General features: G+C 56.1%; 22 protein-coding genes. 11 read left to right on the forward strand and 11 right to left on the reverse strand.

From position 1 onward, the window contains the following. The 3 genes from GOX61_RS11960 to GOX61_RS11970 all read left to right on the forward strand — a co-directional run bounded on the left by GOX61_RS11960 (position 1) and on the right by GOX61_RS11970 (position 1,276). Positions 1 to 198, forward strand: a complete 198-nt coding sequence (locus GOX61_RS11960) for a DUF2783 domain-containing protein (RefSeq protein WP_170333979.1) — start codon at positions 1 to 3, stop codon at positions 196 to 198. 10 nt (positions 199 to 208) lie between these two features. Beyond that, the gene (maiA, locus tag GOX61_RS11965) at positions 209 to 847 is read left to right on the forward strand and encodes a maleylacetoacetate isomerase (RefSeq protein ID WP_170333982.1); all 639 of its coding nucleotides are present in this window, start codon (positions 209 to 211) and stop codon (positions 845 to 847) included. Positions 848 to 934: 87 nt separating this feature from the next. After that, positions 935 to 1,276, forward strand: a complete 342-nt coding sequence (locus GOX61_RS11970; RefSeq protein WP_170333983.1) for a DOPA 4,5-dioxygenase family protein — start codon at positions 935 to 937, stop codon at positions 1,274 to 1,276. Here GOX61_RS11970 and GOX61_RS11975 read toward each other — a convergent pair. Continuing rightward, the gene (locus tag GOX61_RS11975) at positions 1,273 to 2,904 is read right to left on the reverse strand and encodes an acyl-CoA synthetase (RefSeq protein ID WP_170333985.1); all 1,632 of its coding nucleotides are present in this window, start codon (positions 2,902 to 2,904) and stop codon (positions 1,273 to 1,275) included. The two genes, GOX61_RS11970 and GOX61_RS11975, sit on opposite strands and share 4 nt — an antisense overlap. A 223-nt stretch (positions 2,905 to 3,127) precedes the next feature. On the opposite strand from GOX61_RS11975, the gene GOX61_RS11980 reads away from it, so the two are divergent. The 3 genes from GOX61_RS11980 (at position 3,128) to GOX61_RS11990 (ending at position 5,537) form a co-directional block, all read left to right on the forward strand. Then, entirely contained in the window at positions 3,128 to 4,525 is a 1,398-nt protein-coding gene (locus tag GOX61_RS11980) for an aminotransferase family protein (protein ID WP_155149125.1), read from the forward strand. Between the two features lie 162 nt (positions 4,526 to 4,687). Beyond that, a complete protein-coding gene (locus tag GOX61_RS11985) occupies positions 4,688 to 5,149 on the forward strand; it encodes a hypothetical protein (RefSeq protein WP_155149124.1) in 462 nt (153 codons plus the stop codon). 124 nt (positions 5,150 to 5,273) lie between these two features. Continuing rightward, positions 5,274 to 5,537 (forward strand): hypothetical protein, encoded by a 264-nt coding sequence (locus GOX61_RS11990; RefSeq protein ID WP_155149122.1) that lies wholly within the window; start codon positions 5,274 to 5,276, stop codon positions 5,535 to 5,537. Between the two features lie 108 nt (positions 5,538 to 5,645). Here GOX61_RS11990 and rplT read toward each other — a convergent pair whose 3' ends face one another. The 5 genes from rplT to pyk form a co-directional block, all read right to left on the reverse strand. Next, positions 5,646 to 6,011, reverse strand: a complete 366-nt coding sequence (gene rplT, locus GOX61_RS11995; RefSeq protein ID WP_008756009.1) for a 50S ribosomal protein L20 — start codon at positions 6,009 to 6,011, stop codon at positions 5,646 to 5,648. A 14-nt stretch (positions 6,012 to 6,025) separates the two neighbouring features. After that, positions 6,026 to 6,226, reverse strand: a complete 201-nt coding sequence (rpmI, locus tag GOX61_RS12000) for a 50S ribosomal protein L35 (protein ID WP_005981143.1) — start codon at positions 6,224 to 6,226, stop codon at positions 6,026 to 6,028. 182 nt (positions 6,227 to 6,408) lie between these two features. Beyond that, on the reverse strand, positions 6,409 to 7,962 hold the full coding sequence (locus GOX61_RS12005; RefSeq protein WP_170333987.1) for an alanine/glycine:cation symporter family protein: 1,554 nt from the start codon (positions 7,960 to 7,962) through the stop codon (positions 6,409 to 6,411). 14 nt (positions 7,963 to 7,976) lie between these two features. Then, positions 7,977 to 8,414: a universal stress protein gene (locus GOX61_RS12010; RefSeq protein ID WP_170333989.1), complete on the reverse strand. Its 438-nt coding sequence runs from the start codon at positions 8,412 to 8,414 to the stop codon at positions 7,977 to 7,979. 268 nt (positions 8,415 to 8,682) lie between these two features. Then, positions 8,683 to 10,128 (reverse strand): pyruvate kinase, encoded by a 1,446-nt coding sequence (gene pyk, locus GOX61_RS12015; protein WP_155149118.1) that lies wholly within the window; start codon positions 10,126 to 10,128, stop codon positions 8,683 to 8,685. Between the two features lie 118 nt (positions 10,129 to 10,246). Here pyk and GOX61_RS12020 point away from each other — a divergent pair, with 118 nt between their 5' ends. The 3 genes from GOX61_RS12020 (at position 10,247) to GOX61_RS12030 (ending at position 11,735) form a co-directional block, all read left to right on the forward strand. Next, positions 10,247 to 10,984, forward strand: coding sequence for an N-formylglutamate amidohydrolase (locus GOX61_RS12020; RefSeq protein WP_170333997.1), 738 nt, complete (start codon positions 10,247 to 10,249; stop codon positions 10,982 to 10,984). Positions 10,985 to 11,071: 87 nt separating this feature from the next. Beyond that, the gene (locus GOX61_RS12025; RefSeq protein ID WP_155149115.1) at positions 11,072 to 11,311 is read left to right on the forward strand and encodes a DUF6868 family protein; all 240 of its coding nucleotides are present in this window, start codon (positions 11,072 to 11,074) and stop codon (positions 11,309 to 11,311) included. A 109-nt stretch (positions 11,312 to 11,420) separates the two neighbouring features. Next, a complete protein-coding gene (locus GOX61_RS12030) occupies positions 11,421 to 11,735 on the forward strand; it encodes a DUF1244 domain-containing protein (protein ID WP_155149113.1) in 315 nt (104 codons plus the stop codon). Between the two features lie 72 nt (positions 11,736 to 11,807). Here GOX61_RS12030 and GOX61_RS12035 read toward each other — a convergent pair whose 3' ends face one another. The 3 genes from GOX61_RS12035 to dgcN all read right to left on the reverse strand — a co-directional run bounded on the left by GOX61_RS12035 (position 11,808) and on the right by dgcN (position 14,710). Next, positions 11,808 to 12,668, reverse strand: a complete 861-nt coding sequence (locus GOX61_RS12035) for a D-amino-acid transaminase (RefSeq protein ID WP_170333999.1) — start codon at positions 12,666 to 12,668, stop codon at positions 11,808 to 11,810. 11 nt (positions 12,669 to 12,679) lie between these two features. After that, positions 12,680 to 13,645: an N-acetyl-D-Glu racemase DgcA gene (gene dgcA / locus GOX61_RS12040; RefSeq protein WP_170334002.1), complete on the reverse strand. Its 966-nt coding sequence runs from the start codon at positions 13,643 to 13,645 to the stop codon at positions 12,680 to 12,682. Between the two features lie 63 nt (positions 13,646 to 13,708). Then, complete coding sequence (gene dgcN / locus GOX61_RS12045; RefSeq protein ID WP_170334003.1) at positions 13,709 to 14,710, reverse strand: N-acetyltransferase DgcN; 1,002 nt, start codon at positions 14,708 to 14,710, stop codon at positions 13,709 to 13,711. Between the two features lie 295 nt (positions 14,711 to 15,005). Between dgcN and GOX61_RS12050 the strand changes: the two genes are divergently transcribed. Beyond that, on the forward strand, positions 15,006 to 15,968 hold the full coding sequence (locus GOX61_RS12050; RefSeq protein ID WP_170334005.1) for an L-malyl-CoA/beta-methylmalyl-CoA lyase: 963 nt from the start codon (positions 15,006 to 15,008) through the stop codon (positions 15,966 to 15,968). A 71-nt stretch (positions 15,969 to 16,039) separates the two neighbouring features. On the opposite strand, the gene GOX61_RS12055 is transcribed toward GOX61_RS12050, so the two are convergent. After that, complete coding sequence (locus GOX61_RS12055; RefSeq protein ID WP_155149105.1) at positions 16,040 to 16,618, reverse strand: PA14 domain-containing protein; 579 nt, start codon at positions 16,616 to 16,618, stop codon at positions 16,040 to 16,042. Positions 16,619 to 16,738: 120 nt separating this feature from the next. Further along, on the reverse strand, positions 16,739 to 17,191 hold the full coding sequence (locus GOX61_RS12060; protein ID WP_170334007.1) for an Lrp/AsnC family transcriptional regulator: 453 nt from the start codon (positions 17,189 to 17,191) through the stop codon (positions 16,739 to 16,741). A gap of 73 nt (positions 17,192 to 17,264) precedes the next feature. Here GOX61_RS12060 and GOX61_RS12065 point away from each other — a divergent pair, with 73 nt between their 5' ends. Continuing rightward, positions 17,265 to 17,861 (forward strand): LysE family translocator, encoded by a 597-nt coding sequence (locus GOX61_RS12065; RefSeq protein WP_170334009.1) that lies wholly within the window; start codon positions 17,265 to 17,267, stop codon positions 17,859 to 17,861. Positions 17,862 to 17,931 lie beyond the last annotated feature (70 nt).

A 17,931-nucleotide genomic window follows, 5' to 3' on the forward strand; every position in this document is an offset into this window, starting at 1 on the left:
ATGAGTGACCTGATCCTCACCCCGAACATCGATGACGCTGATGATTTCTATGCCGATCTTCTGGCCGCACATGAGGGGCTGGAAAAAGCCGACAGCGACGCCCTGAACGCGCGCCTTGTACTGGTTTTGGCCAATCACATCGGCGACCGGTCTGTTCTGACTCAGGCAATCAGAGCTGCCACGCTGGCGGACGAATAAGGAGATTGGGATGAGCGATGTCGTCCTCTATGATTATTGGCGGTCATCGGCCAGCTACCGTGTGCGTATCGCGCTGAATCTGGCAGGCATCGCTTATCGCTCGGTTGTCGTGGACCTCGTCAAAGGCGATCAAAGGGGGGCGGCTCATCTCACGCGCAACCCTCAGGGATTCGTTCCGGTGCTTGAGATTGACGGCCTGTGTCTGACGCAGTCGCTTGCAATGCTTGACTACCTGGACCAGACGCGCGGATTGCAACTTTTACCAGTTGAACCCGGCCCAAGAGCAAGAGCTCAGGCCCTAGCACATGCCATTGCCGTGGATATTCATCCGGTTTGCAATCTGTCAGTTGCCAAATACGCGACAGCACTCAATGGCGGTGCCGAGGGTATGCCGGGCGACTGGATGCGTAACTTCATCCGACCCGGTCTTCAGGCGTTTGAAGCTATGCTGGGGGAGTTTGACCAAGCCCCTTATTGCACAGGTTCGGACCCCGGATTGGCGGACATCTGCCTGATGCCGCAGATCTACAACGCCCGACGCTGGGAGGTGGACTTGTCCGACATGCCCCGCATTCTTGGCGTTGAAGCAGCCTGTACCGAACACCCTGCATTTGCAGTAGCGCATCCCAAAGCGAACGCGCCTTCCTAGTTCGACGCACAGAATCTGTGTGCAAACACGGGTACAATTCATCTCTGGCTGACCCTAATTTCGTCGAAACAGACAAAAGAGGTCACGATGCCAGAGATCACAGGTTATCACGCGCATGTCTATTTCGACGCTGAAACGCAAGACACAGCGCAGCAGGTTTGCGAAGAGGCCGCGCGCCTGTTTCCCGTTCAGTTGGGCAGAATGCATGCACGCAATGTCGGTCCACATCCACGCTGGAGTTGCCAGCTGGGTTTTGCCGCAGATGCATTCGACAAAGTCATTCCCTGGCTCATGCTGAACCGAAAGGGACTAACTGTATTCACCCATCCAGAAACCGGTGAACATCTTGAGGATCACCGGGATCGGGCCATCTGGATGGGCGAGATGCTGGATCTTGACCTTTCGATCTTTGACAGGCTCGACGCCTAGGTCAGCGCGCGCGCCTGATCACGTAGTACAAACTTCTGTATCTTGCCTGTCGAGGTCTTGGGCAGCGCCCCGAACACCACAGTTTTGGGTGCCTTGAAGTGGGCCATGTTGTCCCGGCAAAATGCGATCAACTCGGCATCCGTCACTTCGGCCCCTGGCTTCAGTTCGACAAAGGCGCAGGGCGTTTCACCCCATTTGTCGTCCGGGCGTGCGACGACCGCGGCCTCCATCACTGATGGGTGCTTGTACAGGATACCTTCAACTTCGACGGACGAGATGTTCTCGCCCCCTGAAATGATGATGTCCTTCGACCGGTCCTTCAGTGCGATATAGCCATCGGGATGCATCACGCCCAAATCGCCCGAAGCAAACCAGCCACCGTTGAACGCCTTGTCAGTGGCATCAGGGTTCTTGAGGTATCCTTTCATCACGATGTTGCCCTGCATGAATATCTCACCCATCGTCTCGCCATCCGCGGGAACAGGTTCCATCGTGTCTGGGTCGGCAACCATCAGACCAGACAAAGCGACGTACTTTACGCCCTGACGAACCTTCAAAGCTGCGCGATCCTCGGCACCCTTGTCGTTCCATTCGTCTTTCCATGCGCAAACGACCGACGGCCCATAGGTTTCGGTCAGACCATAGACATGGGTCACTTCAACCCCCATGCCTTCCATCGCTTCGATCACAGCGGCTGGCGGTGGTGCGCCAGCAGTCATTACCTTGATCTGGTGATCAAAGTCCTTGAGGTGATCAGGCGCATTGGCCAGCATGTTCAGAACAATGGGTGCTCCGCAGAAATGAGTGACACGCTCTTCGCGGAAGGCCTGATAGATCGGCTCGTCCCGTACAGCCCTCAGACAAACTGACACACCGGCATTCGCAGCCATGGTCCATGGAAAACACCAGCCATTGCAGTGGAACATTGGCAGCGTCCACAGGTAAACCGAATGCTGTGGCATGCCCCAGGTCAGTATGTTCGATGTCGCATTCAGCGCCGCACCGCGATGATGGTAAACCACACCCTTGGGATTGCCCGTCGTTCCGGACGTATAGTTGAGCGTGATTGCGTCCCACTCATCCAGCGGCAATGACCAATCGAATTCAGGATCACCTTCCGCCAACAACGCTTCGTAGGTGAGGTCCCCAAACCGTTCGCCCCCGTCAAAACTGGGGTCTTCGATATCGATCACCAGCAGATCAGGCCGCTCGACCTGTGTCAGAGCCTCTTTGACCACCGATGAAAACTCAGGATCAACAAAAAGGACCTTTGCCTCAGCGTGGTTCAGAATGAAGGCGATGATTGGGGCATCCAATCGCGTGTTGATCGCGTTCAGGACCGCTCCGGCCATCGGTACACCAAAATGGGCCTCATACATCTCGGGAATATTGGCGGCGATGATCGATACAGTATCGCCCTGCCCGACTCCGCGTGAAATCAACGCACTCGCCAGACGGCGGCATCGGTCATAGGTCTGCGACCATGTATAGCGGCGCGTACCATAAACCACGGATGGGTAATCCGGATAAACGGCGGCCGTTCGTTCAAGATAGCTAAGCGGTGACAACGGCGTAAAGTTCGCCGGGGTCTTGTCCAGCTGGCGCTGATAGATGCTGTCGGATGTCATCCGCCATTCCTCCCAAAATCGTCGGATTGGCGTATTGAGCACAAAGCATCTACCAATACAAACCCGTAAAAATACGAACTGGTAGAAATACTGGAGATAACCTATCAGCGAATCTGGCCCTACTTCGCATCGGCCATTCGCGCTGATCTGCAGCATCACGTTAATACGCGCTGACCGGGCTACTTGATTCCCGCACGCTGCCTCACTCTTGAAAGGACATGTCATGGACGGCACGTTCAACGAAAACGATCTTTCCCGTGTGGTCGAAGCCGACCGCGCCCATATCTGGCATCACCTGATCCAGCATAAGCCTTTTGAAACCAATGATCCCCGTATCATTGTCGAAGGCAAAGGCATGCGTGTCTGGGACCAGAAAGGCAAAGAGCATCTGGATGCGGTCTCTGGCGGCGTGTGGACGGTAAACGTAGGCTATGGCCGCGAATCCATCTGCAAGGCCGTCTACGACCAGCTGATGAAGCTGTGCTACTTCGCGAATACCGCGGGTTCGATCCCCGGTTCGATCTTTGCTGAAAAGCTCATCGACAAAATGCCGGGCATGAGCCGGGTCTATTACACCAACTCGGGCTCTGAGGCGAACGAGAAGGTGTTCAAGATGGTTCGCCAGATCGCGCACAAGCGCTATGGCGGCAAGAAAACCAAGATCCTGTATCGCGACCGCGACTATCATGGCTCGACCCTGGCGACCATGTCGGCAGGTGGTCAGGACGAGCGTACTGCGCAGTACGGCCCGTTTGCCCCTGACTTCATTCGCGTTCCGCACTGCATGGAGTACCGCAAGCATGAACTGGGCATGGAAGACCTGTCTGGTGAGGCGTTCGGCAAGGCATCTGCAGATGCAATCGAAGAGGTAATCCTGCGCGAGGGTCCCGAAACCGTTGGCGCGCTGTGCCTCGAGCCAGTGACTGCAGGCGGTGGCGTTATCGAAGCGCCCGAAGGGTATTGGGAACGCGTGCAGGAAATCTGCAAGAAGTACGACGTCCTGCTGCACATTGACGAGGTTGTCTGCGGCGTGGGTCGTACCGGCACCTGGTTCGGCTATCAGCAGTACGGCATCAAGCCGGACTTCGTGACCATGGCCAAAGGCGTTGCCTCAGGCTATGCAGCGATCGCTGTGATGGTCACAACCGAAGAAGTCTTTGACATGTTCAAGGACGACGCCTCGGATCCGCTGAACTACTTCCGTGACATCTCAACCTTTGGTGGCTGCACCGCCGGTCCGGCTGCTGCAATCGAGAACATGCGCATCATCGAAGACGAAAACCTGCTGCAGAACTGCACCGACATGGGTGACCGCATGATGGGCAACCTGCAGGCGCTGATGGAAAAGCACAAGGTGATCGGCGACGTACGCGGCAAGGGCCTGTTCCTGGGCGCTGAACTGGTTACCGACCGGGCCACCAAAGATCCGATGGACGAGAAACGCGTTCAGGCGGTTGTGGCGGACTGTATGGCGCAGGGCGTCATCATCGGGGCTACCAACCGCTCGATCCCCAGCCGCAACAACACGCTGTGCTTCTCGCCTGCGCTGATTGCAACCGCAGACGACATCGACCAGATCACTGACGCGGTTGATGGCGCACTGGGGCGTGTATTCGGCTGACGCGCGTACATTACCTCCGCCACCACTCACACCATCAGGCGGAAACCTCGAAACCGGCGCGCCCACCGCGCCGGTTTTTTTGTGTTTGCTCACACGGGTTTGTCAAAAGAACCAACTCGGGTACCCTGCCTCCACCTCATCGCAATGCAGGAGAATTGTCCAATGGTACTAAACTTCATCCGAAGCCTCGCCGCTTTGGTCATTCTTGCGGTCGCCACCCCATCCAACGCCGACGAAGGCAGCGGCTTTCCGCAGATCGTAGGCACCTGGCATGGCACCTATCTGGTCGCCTTCGCCAAATCCAACCCGAACCACGAAAAAGGCCTGCTGAAAACCGAGATGGAGCTGGAGATCACCAAGCTGGATGGCAACCTGATCACCGCCACGAACCGATGGCGTCGGATTGGCGATACCGAGTGGATCGTCGAAGAGGCGATGGGCACGTTTAGTCTGGACGACCCTACCCGCTTTGTCCTAGCAGAAGCAGGGATATCCGGAGATGACGTATCGTCCGGAATTTTCAACGGAGTCTATCTGGATGATGTTATCATGGTGACTTACGCCGGTCCGGGAACGGGCGTGGCTTTTGCGGCGCAACTGGTGAAGAAGGACGGCAAAAATTAATAATTTGACCGGCTTTGATCAGAAAAACTTTGTTACTCCCGCCAATTACTTGTGACTTCAAGCCACAGATATTGCCTGTGTTTTCTTCGCTCCCAAGTGTGTTTCAAACTGAAGGAACCACTTGATGAACGATGACGAACCACAGCCAGCCAGATACTATGATGAACATAATATCTGGACCCTGGACCCGACGCCCGCGGACAAGCAAGTCTATGAAGCAATCGCCTCGGATGTCGTCAAATTTGTACAGTTGCTGGACGACAACAAGCCTTTGTTGTCACGGGATGTCTATGCCCGTTTCTTTGCTTCACTTCTGAATCTTTCCAGAGTGCTGGGGGAGTACGAAGATGGGTGGAGCCGGGACTATCAGACCTCTGGTCCCCAGTAGCATTAGCCCGCTTCGCTTTTCTCGCTCCAAGAACAGTGCACCAATCGAAATGAAAAGGGCCGCTCCTTTCGGAGCGGCCCTTCATTCACTGTCTCTCTGAATAGAGGATCAGGCAGCCAGAGCGGCCTGAGCTTTGGCGACGATCGCGCCGAACGCTTCCGGTTCGTGCACAGCCAGGTCGGCCAGAACTTTACGGTCCACTTCGATACCGGCCAGGTTCAGGCCGTTGATGAAGCGGGAATATGTCAGTGCTTCGTCATGCGAACGGACAGCCGCGTTGATACGCTGGATCCACAGCGCGCGGAAGTTGCGCTTGCGGTTCTTACGGTCGCGGGTTGCATACTGGTTGGCCTTGTCGACGGCCTGACGGGCAACCTTGAAGGTGCTCTTGCGGCGGCCATAGTAACCTTTGGCGGCCTTGATAACCTTCTTGTGACGGGCGTGAGTTACGGTTCCACCTTTAACGCGGGACATCTCTTAATCTCCTCTTAGCGGTCGTAGGGCATGTAGCCCTTGACGATCTTGGCGTCGGGGGCGGACAGGGTGGTGGTGCCACGGGCGTCGCGGATGAACTTCTTGGTCCGCTTGATCATGCCGTGCCGTTTACCGGCCTGGCCTGCCATGACCTTACCGGTCGCAGTCACCTTGAAGCGCTTCTTGGCGCTCGACTTTGTCTTCATCTTAGGCATTTCCGTCTCCTTTCGGGGTTCGGTTCCAAACGCGACTCGGCATGCCATCTCGGCCGGTCACGCGATCAGAAGCGCCGTTTACGCAAGTTCGGTCATACTGGCAAGGGGTTTTCGACCAGTTTTTGCGCTTTTCAGGCGCCGGTCAGTCACCGGGGCAGCAAGACCGCCCCGGTGAAGTCGTTTTAGTCCGCAAACTTACGGATTTCTCCGCTCTTAAGCCGCGACGCGTAGGAAGCCAACTCCTGACGCACCACTTTCATCAGGAAGTAGAGCGCAAAGACGTTCACAACCGCCATCGCAAAGATTGCTGCATCCGAGAAGTCAATGACCGGCCCCAGATTGGCCGCTGCACCGATCACCACAAAAATGCAGAAGATGATCTTGAACACCAGTTCTTTGGTGTGGCCTTCACCAAACAGATAGGTCCAGGCTTTGAGGCCATAATAGGACCAGCTGATCATGGTCGAAAAGGCAAACAACACCACCGCAATCGCGAGGACATACGGGAACCAGCTAAAGGCACTGCCAAAGGCCGCCGATGTCAGGCTGACGCCGGAATTGCCGTCTACGGTGGCGATCCCGCTGCCATCCTCGGTCAGCATGTAAAGACCGGTTTCCGGATCGACGATCAACTGCTGCGTGATGATGATCACCAGCGCAGTCATGGTACAGATCACAACTGTGTCGATGAACGGCTCCAACAGGGATACAAAACCCTCGGTGATCGGCTCTTTGGTCCGAACGGCCGAGTGTGCAATGGCTGCGGAACCCACGCCTGCTTCGTTCGAGAAGGCGGCCCGGCGGAAACCCTGAATCAACGCACCGACCATGCCGCCCGCAACACCCAGTCCGGTGAAAGCGCCTGCAAAGATCTGGCCGAAGGCCCAGCCGATCTGGTCTGCGTGCATCGCAATGATTACGATGGCAGCCAGAACGTACATGATACCCATGAACGGAACGACTTTTTCAGTCACCCGAGCAATGGATTTCAGACCACCGACGATCACTGCGAAAACGATGCCTGCAAAGACAACACCTGTAATCCAGCCAGGGTATTGTCCGAAGATGCCTGCGATCTGCTGATGCGCCTGATTGGCCTGGAACATGTTGCCCCCGCCCAGCGCGCCAAGGATACAGAAGATCGAGAACAGAACGGCCAGTATCTTTCCGCCCGGCAGACCCAACTCGTTAAACCCTTTGGACATGTAGTACATCGGGCCACCTGAAACGGTACCGTCTTCGTATTCATTCCGGTATTTCACGCCAAGCGTACATTCGGTGAACTTCGACGCCATGCCCAACAGGCCCGCGACGATCATCCAGAAGGTCGCTCCCGGCCCGCCGATGCCCACGGCCACCGCCACCCCGGCGATGTTACCAAGGCCAACAGTACCGGACAGCGCCGTTGCCAATGCCTGAAAGTGGCTGACCTCGCCCGCATCGTTGGGATCAGAATAGTCGCCCTTTACCAAGCTGATCGCATGGCCAAAGAAGCGTAGCTGAACAAAGGCGAAATACAGCGTGAATACTGTTGCCGCAATCACCAGCCACCCTACGATCCACGGAAACCCGGTTCCCGGAAATGGTGCAAAAATGAAGCTGACGAATGGTCCAGTAAAATCAGCAAACGCCTGATTGATCTTTTCATCAATGCCCGGCGCTTCTTGAGCCGTGGCAGTGCCCGCCGCGAACATTGCGACGATTGCAGGAAGGCTTAGTTGTTTTAGCGTTTTCATATCAATCCCTCCCCTCAGTTCACGACCGTGACCGGAACGTCGGCATGCATGACCAGGTTTTGTGTCGAGCTTCCGAACAGACGTTTCTTGAAGCCATCCGCCGAGGCCCGACCGACCACAATTTGCGATCCACCGTTTTCGACAGTGATTTCGTTCAGCGTCTCGGCAACATCGCCATGGCGCACGATGCCATGTGCTTCGAACCCGGCTTGTTTGAGTGCATCCACCGCTGGATTCACAATTCGGGATGTCGCGAGTTCAACTTCCTCCTCACGCCGTTTGTGGCGCAGGGCATTTTCTTCCGGTGTTTGAAATGTAAATGGGGACCATTCAATGACATACACTGCCAGAAGTTCGCACGATCCAATACGTTGAGCCATGTCCTTGGCAAAAGCGATTGCGCGTTCCCCGGTTTCTGTCCCGTCCAGTCCAATGACAATTTTCGTTGTCATGCCGTTCCTCCGTTTTGTTTGTTTGATCGAGGCCCGTGTCCCCGACAGGGCAGCCGGAACTTGGAACTTATTGTGAGACCGCCCACTGTAAGTATCAGGATAAATCACCTGAAAATGGAAACCATTTTGCCAAATTCGTCTCTAGCGGTCAAATTCCGCTTAAAAATCAGAGTTTTTCAGGTCGTATCAAGTTAGGACCTCACCGGGAACCAACCCGATGAGGTCCAATCTCACCCAACCGCAATTAGCAGATTTCACCTGATCCGGCTTACTCGGGATCGGTGCTATAAATCATGCGTTCATCACACGGCGCTACGCGCAGGATGTTGGTTGTCCCCGGAACGTTGAACGGAACGCCTGCTGTCACCACTATCTGATCTGATTGCCCTGCAAACCCACCTGAGCGCGCTGCACGGGCAGCGTTGACGACAGCGCTTTTGAACCGCTCAAGCTCGGGCGTCATGACGCAATTACAACCCCAGCTCAGGCACAACCTGCGCGCGGTTCCCTTGAGCGAGGTCATGGCAATGATCGGCACTCCCGGGCGTTCGCGTGCAGTCAGCAGCGCAGTCGTCCCGCTTTGCGTGAAACAACAGATTGCCTTGATTTCAGTCTTTTCCGCGATCTCACGGGCTGCTGCAACGATGCCATCTGCAACAGTCGTGCCCTTGGCCGTACGGGAGGCTGCGATAATCTGAGTATAGGTCGGATCGGCCTCAACCTCGATGGCGACCTTGTTCATGGTCTGAACAGCCTCGATCGGATACGAGCCTGCCGCCGATTCCGCGCTCAGCATGATCGCGTCTGTGCCTTCGTAGATCGCAGTTGCAACGTCTGAGACCTCAGCGCGCGTCGGCATCGGGCTTTCGATCATGCTTTCCAGCATCTGTGTGGCCACAATCACCGGCTTGGCTGCTGCCCGGCATTTGCGGACCAGTCTTTTCTGGATTGGCGGCACAGCAGATACAGGCAATTCCACACCGAGATCACCGCGCGCTACCATGATCCCGTCGGAGGCATCGAGAATATCGGCAAACGCTTCTACCGCAGCTGGTTTTTCGATCTTGGAGAGGATCGCGGCTCGGCCATCTGCAAGCGAGCGCGCCTCGAAGACGTCCTTGGCGCGCTGAACAAAGCTCAGGGCAAGCCAATCCACGCCTAGCTGGCAAACAAACTCCAGATCGTCGCGATCCTTTTCAGAAAGGGCCGCCAGCGGCAGAACAACGTCTGGCACATTCACACCCTTGCGGTTCGAGATGGTGCCTCCGGTTTCAACTTTACAGTCGGCAAAATCGCGGCCGCAGGCTTCAACGGTCAGACGAATTTTTCCGTCGTTAACCAGCAGGCGAGCACCCGGTTCAAGAGCGGCAAAGATCTCAGGATGTGGCAAGCAAACCCGCTTGGCGTCACCGGGCGCTTCATCAAGGTCCAACCGAAACGCTTCACCCTCAATCAGTTCTTCCGCGTCATTCGCAAACACCCCAACACGCAATTTCGGGCCCTGCAGATCCGCCAGAATAGCAATCGGGCTGTCCAGATCTTTTTCTACTTGCCGAATAATCCGATGCCGTTCCCGAATTTCGTCGTGACTGCCATGGCTCATATTCAGGCGGAATACATCCGCCCCGGCCTCGTGCAAGGCGCGGATTGTATCATAGTCATTGGACGCCGGCCCCAGCGTCGCCACGATTTTCACATTTCTCAGGCGTCGCATTAGCTTTGCTCTCCTCGTCCGCTCGATGTTATCGCAAACATTGCGTTGGTGTGCTTATTGCGCAATTCCCTTTCTCAAGCAACTGCCCTACACCTGCGGCAAACTAGATGACAGGCTCATGACATACACCCCGTTTTTCGTACACGGCGCGGATCGCCCGTCCCGCTGGCTGATCACATGCGACCATGCAACCAACACCGTACCACCTGAAATCAACGGGGGCGATCTGGGTCTGCCGCGTGAAGACATGGAACGTCACATTGCCTATGATGTGGGCGCCTACGAAGTCTCAAAGCATTTGGGTGAGATCCTGAACGCACCTGTTATCGCGGCCAATTTCTCACGCCTTGTGATTGATCCAAACCGCGGTGAGGATGATCCGACCCTCCTGATGAAACTCTATGACGGCTCGATCATCCCCGGCAACCGGCACGCAGATGCGGCCGAGCGTGAGCGGCGACTGAATATGTGCTATCGCCCTTATCACGAAGCTCTGGCACAAATGGCCGCCCTGCCCCATGCGGTCATCGTGTCCATGCACTCGTTTACCCGCCAACTGCGTGGCCGTGACCCGCGCCCGTGGCATATCGGCGTACTGCACACCCCGGATGAACGCTTCTCGCGCCCCCTCATCAATCGGCTCGAAGCGGAAGGGGACCTGTGTGTCGGGGTCAATGAACCCTATACCGGCGTTCTGCCCGGAGATGCGATTGATAAGCACTGCACTACCTTTGGCCGTCCAAACGCACTGATTGAGCTGCGCAATGACCTGATCGGGGACCATGCCGGACAACGCGAATGGGCGGAGCGCCTGGCCTCCGTGCTGCAAGACGCACTCAGTGAAAGTGGCTTATGACGTAGGGTCATAGCAGGTAGTTTCCGATCCTCATATTATTGAGAGCGCGTATCCTGAACCCCATATATTGGAGGAAAGGAGACGACCATGACTCAGGAATTCCTGACGACCGTCTTCGGCTGGATGACGGTTCTTAACCTCGGCCTTTTGGTTTTTACGACCTTGATGATTGTTGTCCTGCAGGACTGGATCGCGGGCATTCACGGTCGAATGTTCCAGATGGAGCGTGCGGACGTAAAGAGGGCATACTTCAGGTATCTGGCGAATTATAAAATCCTGACCATCGTGTTCTGCCTGATGCCGTGGCTGGCGCTCAAGCTGGCATAAATCACAATTTAATTCTGCAAGGCGCCAGCAAGCGTTGTGTTTATTGTATCGCAGCCTTCGGGTTGGTAGTTCAGATACAGGACGCGAGACACTTATCCGGAGCCCGACAATGGACCAGCAAACCGAAATTGAACTTCAGGCCGCTGCTTTCCGCCGCCTGCAAAAGCATCTGATGCAAGACCGTACTGATGTGCAGAACATCGACATGATGAACCTTGCAGGATTTTGCCGGAACTGCCTGTCGCGCTGGTATCAGGAAGCAGCCAACGAAAAAGGCATCGAGATGGGCAAGGATGAGGCCCGCGAGATTTTCTACGGCATGACCATGGCCGAATGGAAAGCAAACTATCAGACCGAGGCCAGCCCGGAAAAGCAGGCCGCTTTCGAAGTCGCCTTCGAAGAGAATGTCGGCAAAAAGGACTAACTTAGCCCTCGCCGAGAATAACAAAGGCCCGCTGGATCAGCGGGCCTTTTTCAGTTTCTATTTCACGGATGCTCAGATCGCTGCCTTGCGGCTCTCGTCCAGATAAATCTCACGCAGACGCTTTGCGATAGGACCAGGGGTACCATCGCCCAGCGTCACTCCGTCGATCTCGACCACAGGCATGACAAAGGCGCTGGCCGAAGTGGTGAAGGCTTCATCTGCCTCTTTCGCCTCATCAATGGTGAACAGGCGCTCTTCGATTTCCATCTGGGCTTCGGCGGCCATCCGCAACACTGCCTTGCGGGTGATGCCGTGCAAAATGTCGTTTGACAGCGGACGCGTGACGATCTTTCCGTTCTTGACGAAATAGGCGTTGTTGCTGGTGCCCTCGGTTACATAACCATCTTCGACCAGCCACGCATCGTCGCAACCAGCCTTCTTGGCCATCATCTTGCCCATCGAAGGGTAGAGAAGCTGCACGGTCTTGATGTCGCGACGGCCCCAGCGGATATCCTCGATCGAGATGATTTTGGCACCCTTTTGGGCCGCGGGGCTATCGGCCAGACCCGGCTTGTTCTGAGTGAACAGCACCAGGCTGGGTTTTGTATCTGCCGATGGGAACACAAAATCCCGATCGCCATCCGATCCACGGCTAACCTGCAAATAGATCAGACCTTCCTCGATGCCGTTCAGTTCCACCAGCTTGCGGTGAATCTCCAGCAGTTCGTCCTTAGAGCAGGGCTCGGACATCTCCAGCTCATCCAGCGACCGTTTCAGGCGCACAGCATGGCCTTCGAAATCGATCAGCTTGCCATCCAGAACGCTGGTGACTTCGTAAACCGCGTCAGCGAACAGAAAACCACGGTCAAAGATCGAAACCTTAGCCTCGGTCTCGGGCAGGTATTCGCCATTTACATAAACGGTGCGGGTCATATCTTGTCTCCTCAACCCCAGAGGTCCGCTTTGGGCGGGTGCACTCCGGCATCATCAAAAATCAGCGGGTTGTCGCGGTCTTCGGCCAGCAGCAACGGGCCGTCAAGGTCCGTTACCATCGCTCCTTGTGCCAACAGTGTCGCAGGCGCCATCGCCAAAGAGCTTCCGACCATGCAGCCAACCATCACGCGATAGCCCTCGACCAGCGCCTGCTCGCGCAGGGCCAGCGCTTCGGTCAGGCCGCCTGTCTTGTCGAGCTTGATGTTGACCACATCATATTTGCCTTTCAGCTTTGGCAGGCTGCTGCGGTCATGGCAGGACTCGTCTGCACATACCGGCACCGGACGATCCATTCCGATCAGCGCATCGTCCTCTCCCGCGGGCAGAGGTTGCTCGACCAGCGCCACACCCAGCCTCACCAGATGCGGGGCAAGATCAGCGTACACTTCAGCCGACCAGCCCTCGTTGGCGTCCACGATGATCTTGGCGTCCGGCGCTCCTGCGCGAACGGCCTCCAAACGCGGCATGTCATCCGGCGTACCGAGCTTGATCTTTAGCAAGGGGCGAAAGGCGTTTTCTGCTGCTTGCGCCTGCATTTTCTCAGGCGTGTCGAGCGACAGGGTATACGCTGTGATCTCAGGACCCGGCATTGGCAATCCGGCCAGATCCCAGGCACGTTTTCCAGCCCGTTTGGCCTCCAGATCCCATAGCGCACAATCCACCGCATTCCGCGCTGCGCCCGCAGGCAGCAGGTCCATCAGTTTGGTACGATCAAACGCGTTCGGCAGGCCAGCAATCTCGGCTTCGACCGACTCAAGCGTTTCGTCATAACGCGCATAGGGCACGCACTCGCCCCAGCCCTGATGCGTTCCGTCCGAGACACGCACAGTCAGCACCTTGGCTTCGGTTCGCGACCCGCGAGAGATCGTAAAGACCTGAGCCAGCCGGAATACATCACGAGAGACTTCAATCTGCACGCGCCCGCTCCTTCACTTTGTCAAAGTTTGCCCGCCGGAGGCACCCCCGGCGGGTCTTATTGATCACATCGCGGCCAGCGCGTCGACCAGTTTGCCCGCACCAAAGCGATAGGGATCGGTGGCAGGCAGGCCCATATCGGCCTCGACCTTTGCCAGATAGGCGGTCGCGTCCGCTTCACTCATGTGCTGCGTATTGACCGAAACGCCGACAACCTGACAGTCCGGGTTGGCAACCTTGGCCATCGCCAGCGCGGTATCACGCAGCGCTTCCAGTGTCGGCAGCTGATAGGTTGGCAGACCGCGCATATGCTCGCGGGTCGGCTCGTGCGACAGGATCAGGGCATCCGGTTGGCCGCCGTGGACCAGCGCCATGGTCACGCCCGAATACGATACGTGGAATAGCGAGCCTTGCCCTTCGATCAGGTCCCAATGATCTTCATCATTGTCAGGCGTCAGCCATTCGACCGAGCCGGCCATGAAATCAGCAATGACCGCGTCCAACGGTACGCCATCACCGGTGATCAGGATGCCGGTCTGACCAGTGGCGCGGAAGGTCGACTTCATGCCGCGCTTGCGCATTTCGGCATCCATCGCCATGGCCGTATACATTTTGCCCACTGAACAGTCGGTTCCGACAGCAAGGCAACGTTTGCCTTTGCGCTTGATGCCGTTTGCAATGGGATAGTCCACTTCGGGGACGCGAACGTCGTGAAGTTTTTGTCCGGTTGCCTCTGCAACCGCGACAAGATCGGGCTCATCCCGCAGCAGGTTGTGCAAGCCGGATGCCAGGTCGAAACCTTCCTCAAGGGCGGCGACAAGCACTTTTTTCCACTCTTTACTGATCACGCCACCACGGTTGGCAACGCCGATCACAAGTGTTTTGGCACCAGCTTCACGTGCTTCAATCAGGTCCATGTCCTTCAGGCCCAGATCGGCTTTGCAGCCATCCATGCGCAACTGGCCTACTGCGTTTTCCGGGCGCCAGTCTTTGATGCCCTGGGCCACTTTGGCCGCCAATTGGTCGGGCGCATCGCCCAAAAACAGCAAATACGGTGTCTCGATCATTGCGGTGCACTCCTTTGATTCCGGCATAAACTAGAGAACCGTTTTGGCGAGCGTTTCGCGTATATCCCGACTAACCGCCATGCAGGTGGAAGATTTTTGCGCTATTTTTTCACAACGCGCAAAAATCTTCGAAGTTTACAAACTGATTAAACTTTAATCACCACGATCACCCACTCCAAAACGATATGCTGCGCCAGCATTGCCGCAGATGCACAATGATGCTTGCGCAGACTCGCGCAATTTAATACCTCATTGAGCAGGAAAATCGTAATTTCATTACTCACGCGAGGTCCAGATGAGTTTCCGCATCCAACCCACTGCCCCGGCACGTCCCAATCGGTGCCAGTTGTTCGGCCCTGGTTCGAACACAAAACTGTTCCCCAAAATGGCAGCTTCCGCTGCGGATGTGATTAACCTCGACCTCGAGGACTCGGTCGCACCGACGGACAAAGATGCCGCCCGCGCCAACGTGATCGAGGCGCTGAATACCGTCGGTTGGGGCAATAAGTACATGTCAGTGCGTATCAACGGGCTGGATACGCCCTATTGGTATCGCGACGTTGTTGACCTGCTGGAGCAGGCCGGTGACCGCCTTGATCAGATCATGATCCCAAAAGTAGGTTGCGCTGCCGATGTCTATGCAGTCGACGCATTGGTCACCGCAATCGAACGCGCCAAAGGCCGCACAAAGCCCGTCAGCTTTGAAGTGATCATAGAATCCGCGGCCGGGATCGCCCATGTGGAAGAGATCGCAGCCTCGTCGCCTCGCATGCAGGCAATGAGCCTGGGAGCTGCCGATTTCGCAGCCTCAATGGGCATGCAAACCACCGGCATCGGCGGTACGCAGGAAAACTACTACATGCTGCGCGAAGGCGAGAAACACTGGTCTGACCCGTGGCATTGGGCACAAGCCGCGATCGTTGCCGCATGTCGTACCCATGGTGTGCTACCGGTTGACGGTCCGTTTGGCGATTTCTCGGATGATGAAGGCTATATCGCACAAGCCAAACGCTCTGCGACACTGGGCATGGTTGGCAAATGGGCGATCCATCCCAAGCAGATCGCGTTGGCCAATCAGGTCTTCACCCCATCGGATGAGGCTGTATCGGAAGCCCGCGAGATTCTGGCCGCCATGGAGCAGGCCAAGGCTAATGGCGAAGGTGCTACTGTGTACAAAGGCCGGTTGGTCGACATCGCCTCGATCAAGCAGGCCGAGGTGATCGTTGCGCAGGCCGAGCTGATCGCGGCAGGCAGCTGATATCTGCCACAGGCAAATTTAAAGGGCGCTCGGTGAGCGCCCTTTTTCATTGATGCAACGCTATCGAGGTCTCAGCGCCCAAAGACGTTGTTGGGAACCCAGGTGACGCGATCACCCTTCTTGCCCCATTTCATCATCAGGCACGATGTTCCAAGCTTTTGGAAGTAATTGATCTTGACCGGATACCAGCCCGCTTTGGGAACTTCGACTTCGGTCCGTTGGTTGGCCTCGCACCCTTGAATGCCGGTGACATAGCCGATCTGCTGGCCACCCACATAGGCCTCAATCCCGTCATTCGACCATGTTTCAAGCTCGTAGACGCCCGGCGCATCAAACCGGATGTAGCCCGAAATCTCGGCTGCAACGTTGTAAGGGTCGCTGAACGTAAGAACCGGATCACCCTTATCCGTGTCACGGTAGTCCAATCCGCGCAGCGGTTGACCTGGTTTGGCCTTGGACAACAACCGTTTGGCCTGTTTGAGATCTCTAATCTTTCGCTGCGTGCCGTTCCCGACATACTTGACGTTCAAGCCAGCTTTTGGATTTGAGGGCTGCGGGCTGGCCGGTTGCAATTTCAATGGCGCCGCAAAGGCAGCACCTGCAATCAACGCTACGGCTGCAGCCATCGCTCCTGTCCGAACGAGTTTCATGGTCATCTCCCTGATGTTGGCGCCGTTTTGGGGTCATAACCCCAGTCAGCGACATATTTGTGATGACACTAGGCGCTGAAAATTAACCCTGCAAGATGGTTAAGGTTCACATTCTGGGCTTCAGGCCCTCAGATCCTTGGGCGATCCCATCACGACATAGGACGTTATCGAGGTCACATGCGCAAGCGTTCCCAGCACTTCTGTGTGGAATGTCTTGTACGAGGGCAGATCTGCACATTCGACCCGCAACAGATATTCAATGGTGCCTGTAATATTGTGACATTCGACCACTTCGGGCGCGCGCTGCAAGGCGCGCTCAAAACCTTCTTGCGCCGCTTTGGTATGCTCGCCCAACCCTACACCGATATAAGCCACAAAACCCACGCCCATAGCTGCGGGGTCAAGCACAGCCCGATAGCCCGAGATCACGCCCGATCGTTCAAGTTCCTGCACGCGCCGAAGACAGGCCGAAGGCGAAAGGCCGATACGATCTGCCAGATCCAGATTGCTGATGCGGCCATCCAAAGACAATTCGCGCAATATATCGCGGTTTATTTTATCCATCTTCGTCATTAATTGCGAAAATATCACCGATACGCACAAGAACGCAATTTCATTAGAACAATAACAGGCAATTAATCGCAGCATGACTTATGAAATACTGCTTGCTCTGATTGCCTTTGCTTTCGTGTCCTCGATCACTCCGGGACCGAACAATCTGATGCTGATGGCATCGGGTGCCAACTTCGGGTTTCGCCGCACGATCCCGCATATGCTGGGCATCGGACTAGGTTTTACATTTATGGTGTTGCTGGTTGGCGCCGGGCTTGTTCAGTTGTTCGACCGATATCCCGTCAGCTACACGGTGCTCAAAGTCGCGTCAGTTGTATATCTGCTATATCTGGCGTGGAAAATCGCCCACGCCGCTCCAGCTCAGAGCCGGGACGCAACAGGCAGCCCGATGACTTTCTTGCAAGCGGCTGCGTTTCAGTGGGTCAATCCCAAGGCATGGGCAATGGCGTTGACGGCAACAACCGCCTACGCGCCCGGTCAGACGCTGAATGCGATCATCATCGTTGCGCTGGTGTTCGGCGCAATAAACCTGCCCTCGGTCAGCACCTGGACGGTACTTGGTCAGCAAATGGCGCGGATTCTGACGAACCCGCGACGGTTGGTGATGTTCAACTGGACAATGGCAATATTGCTGGTCGCCTCGCTCTATCCGGTTCTCTGGCCGGGATGACCTGTTTCAGAGACCGTAGGGTAAGTCCGTCTGAACAAAGAAAGCTGAAAGCACAAGACGATCTGTGAAA

This window comes from Ruegeria arenilitoris, assembly GCF_013030265.1.
Lineage (GTDB): Bacteria > Pseudomonadota > Alphaproteobacteria > Rhodobacterales > Rhodobacteraceae > Ruegeria > Ruegeria arenilitoris_E.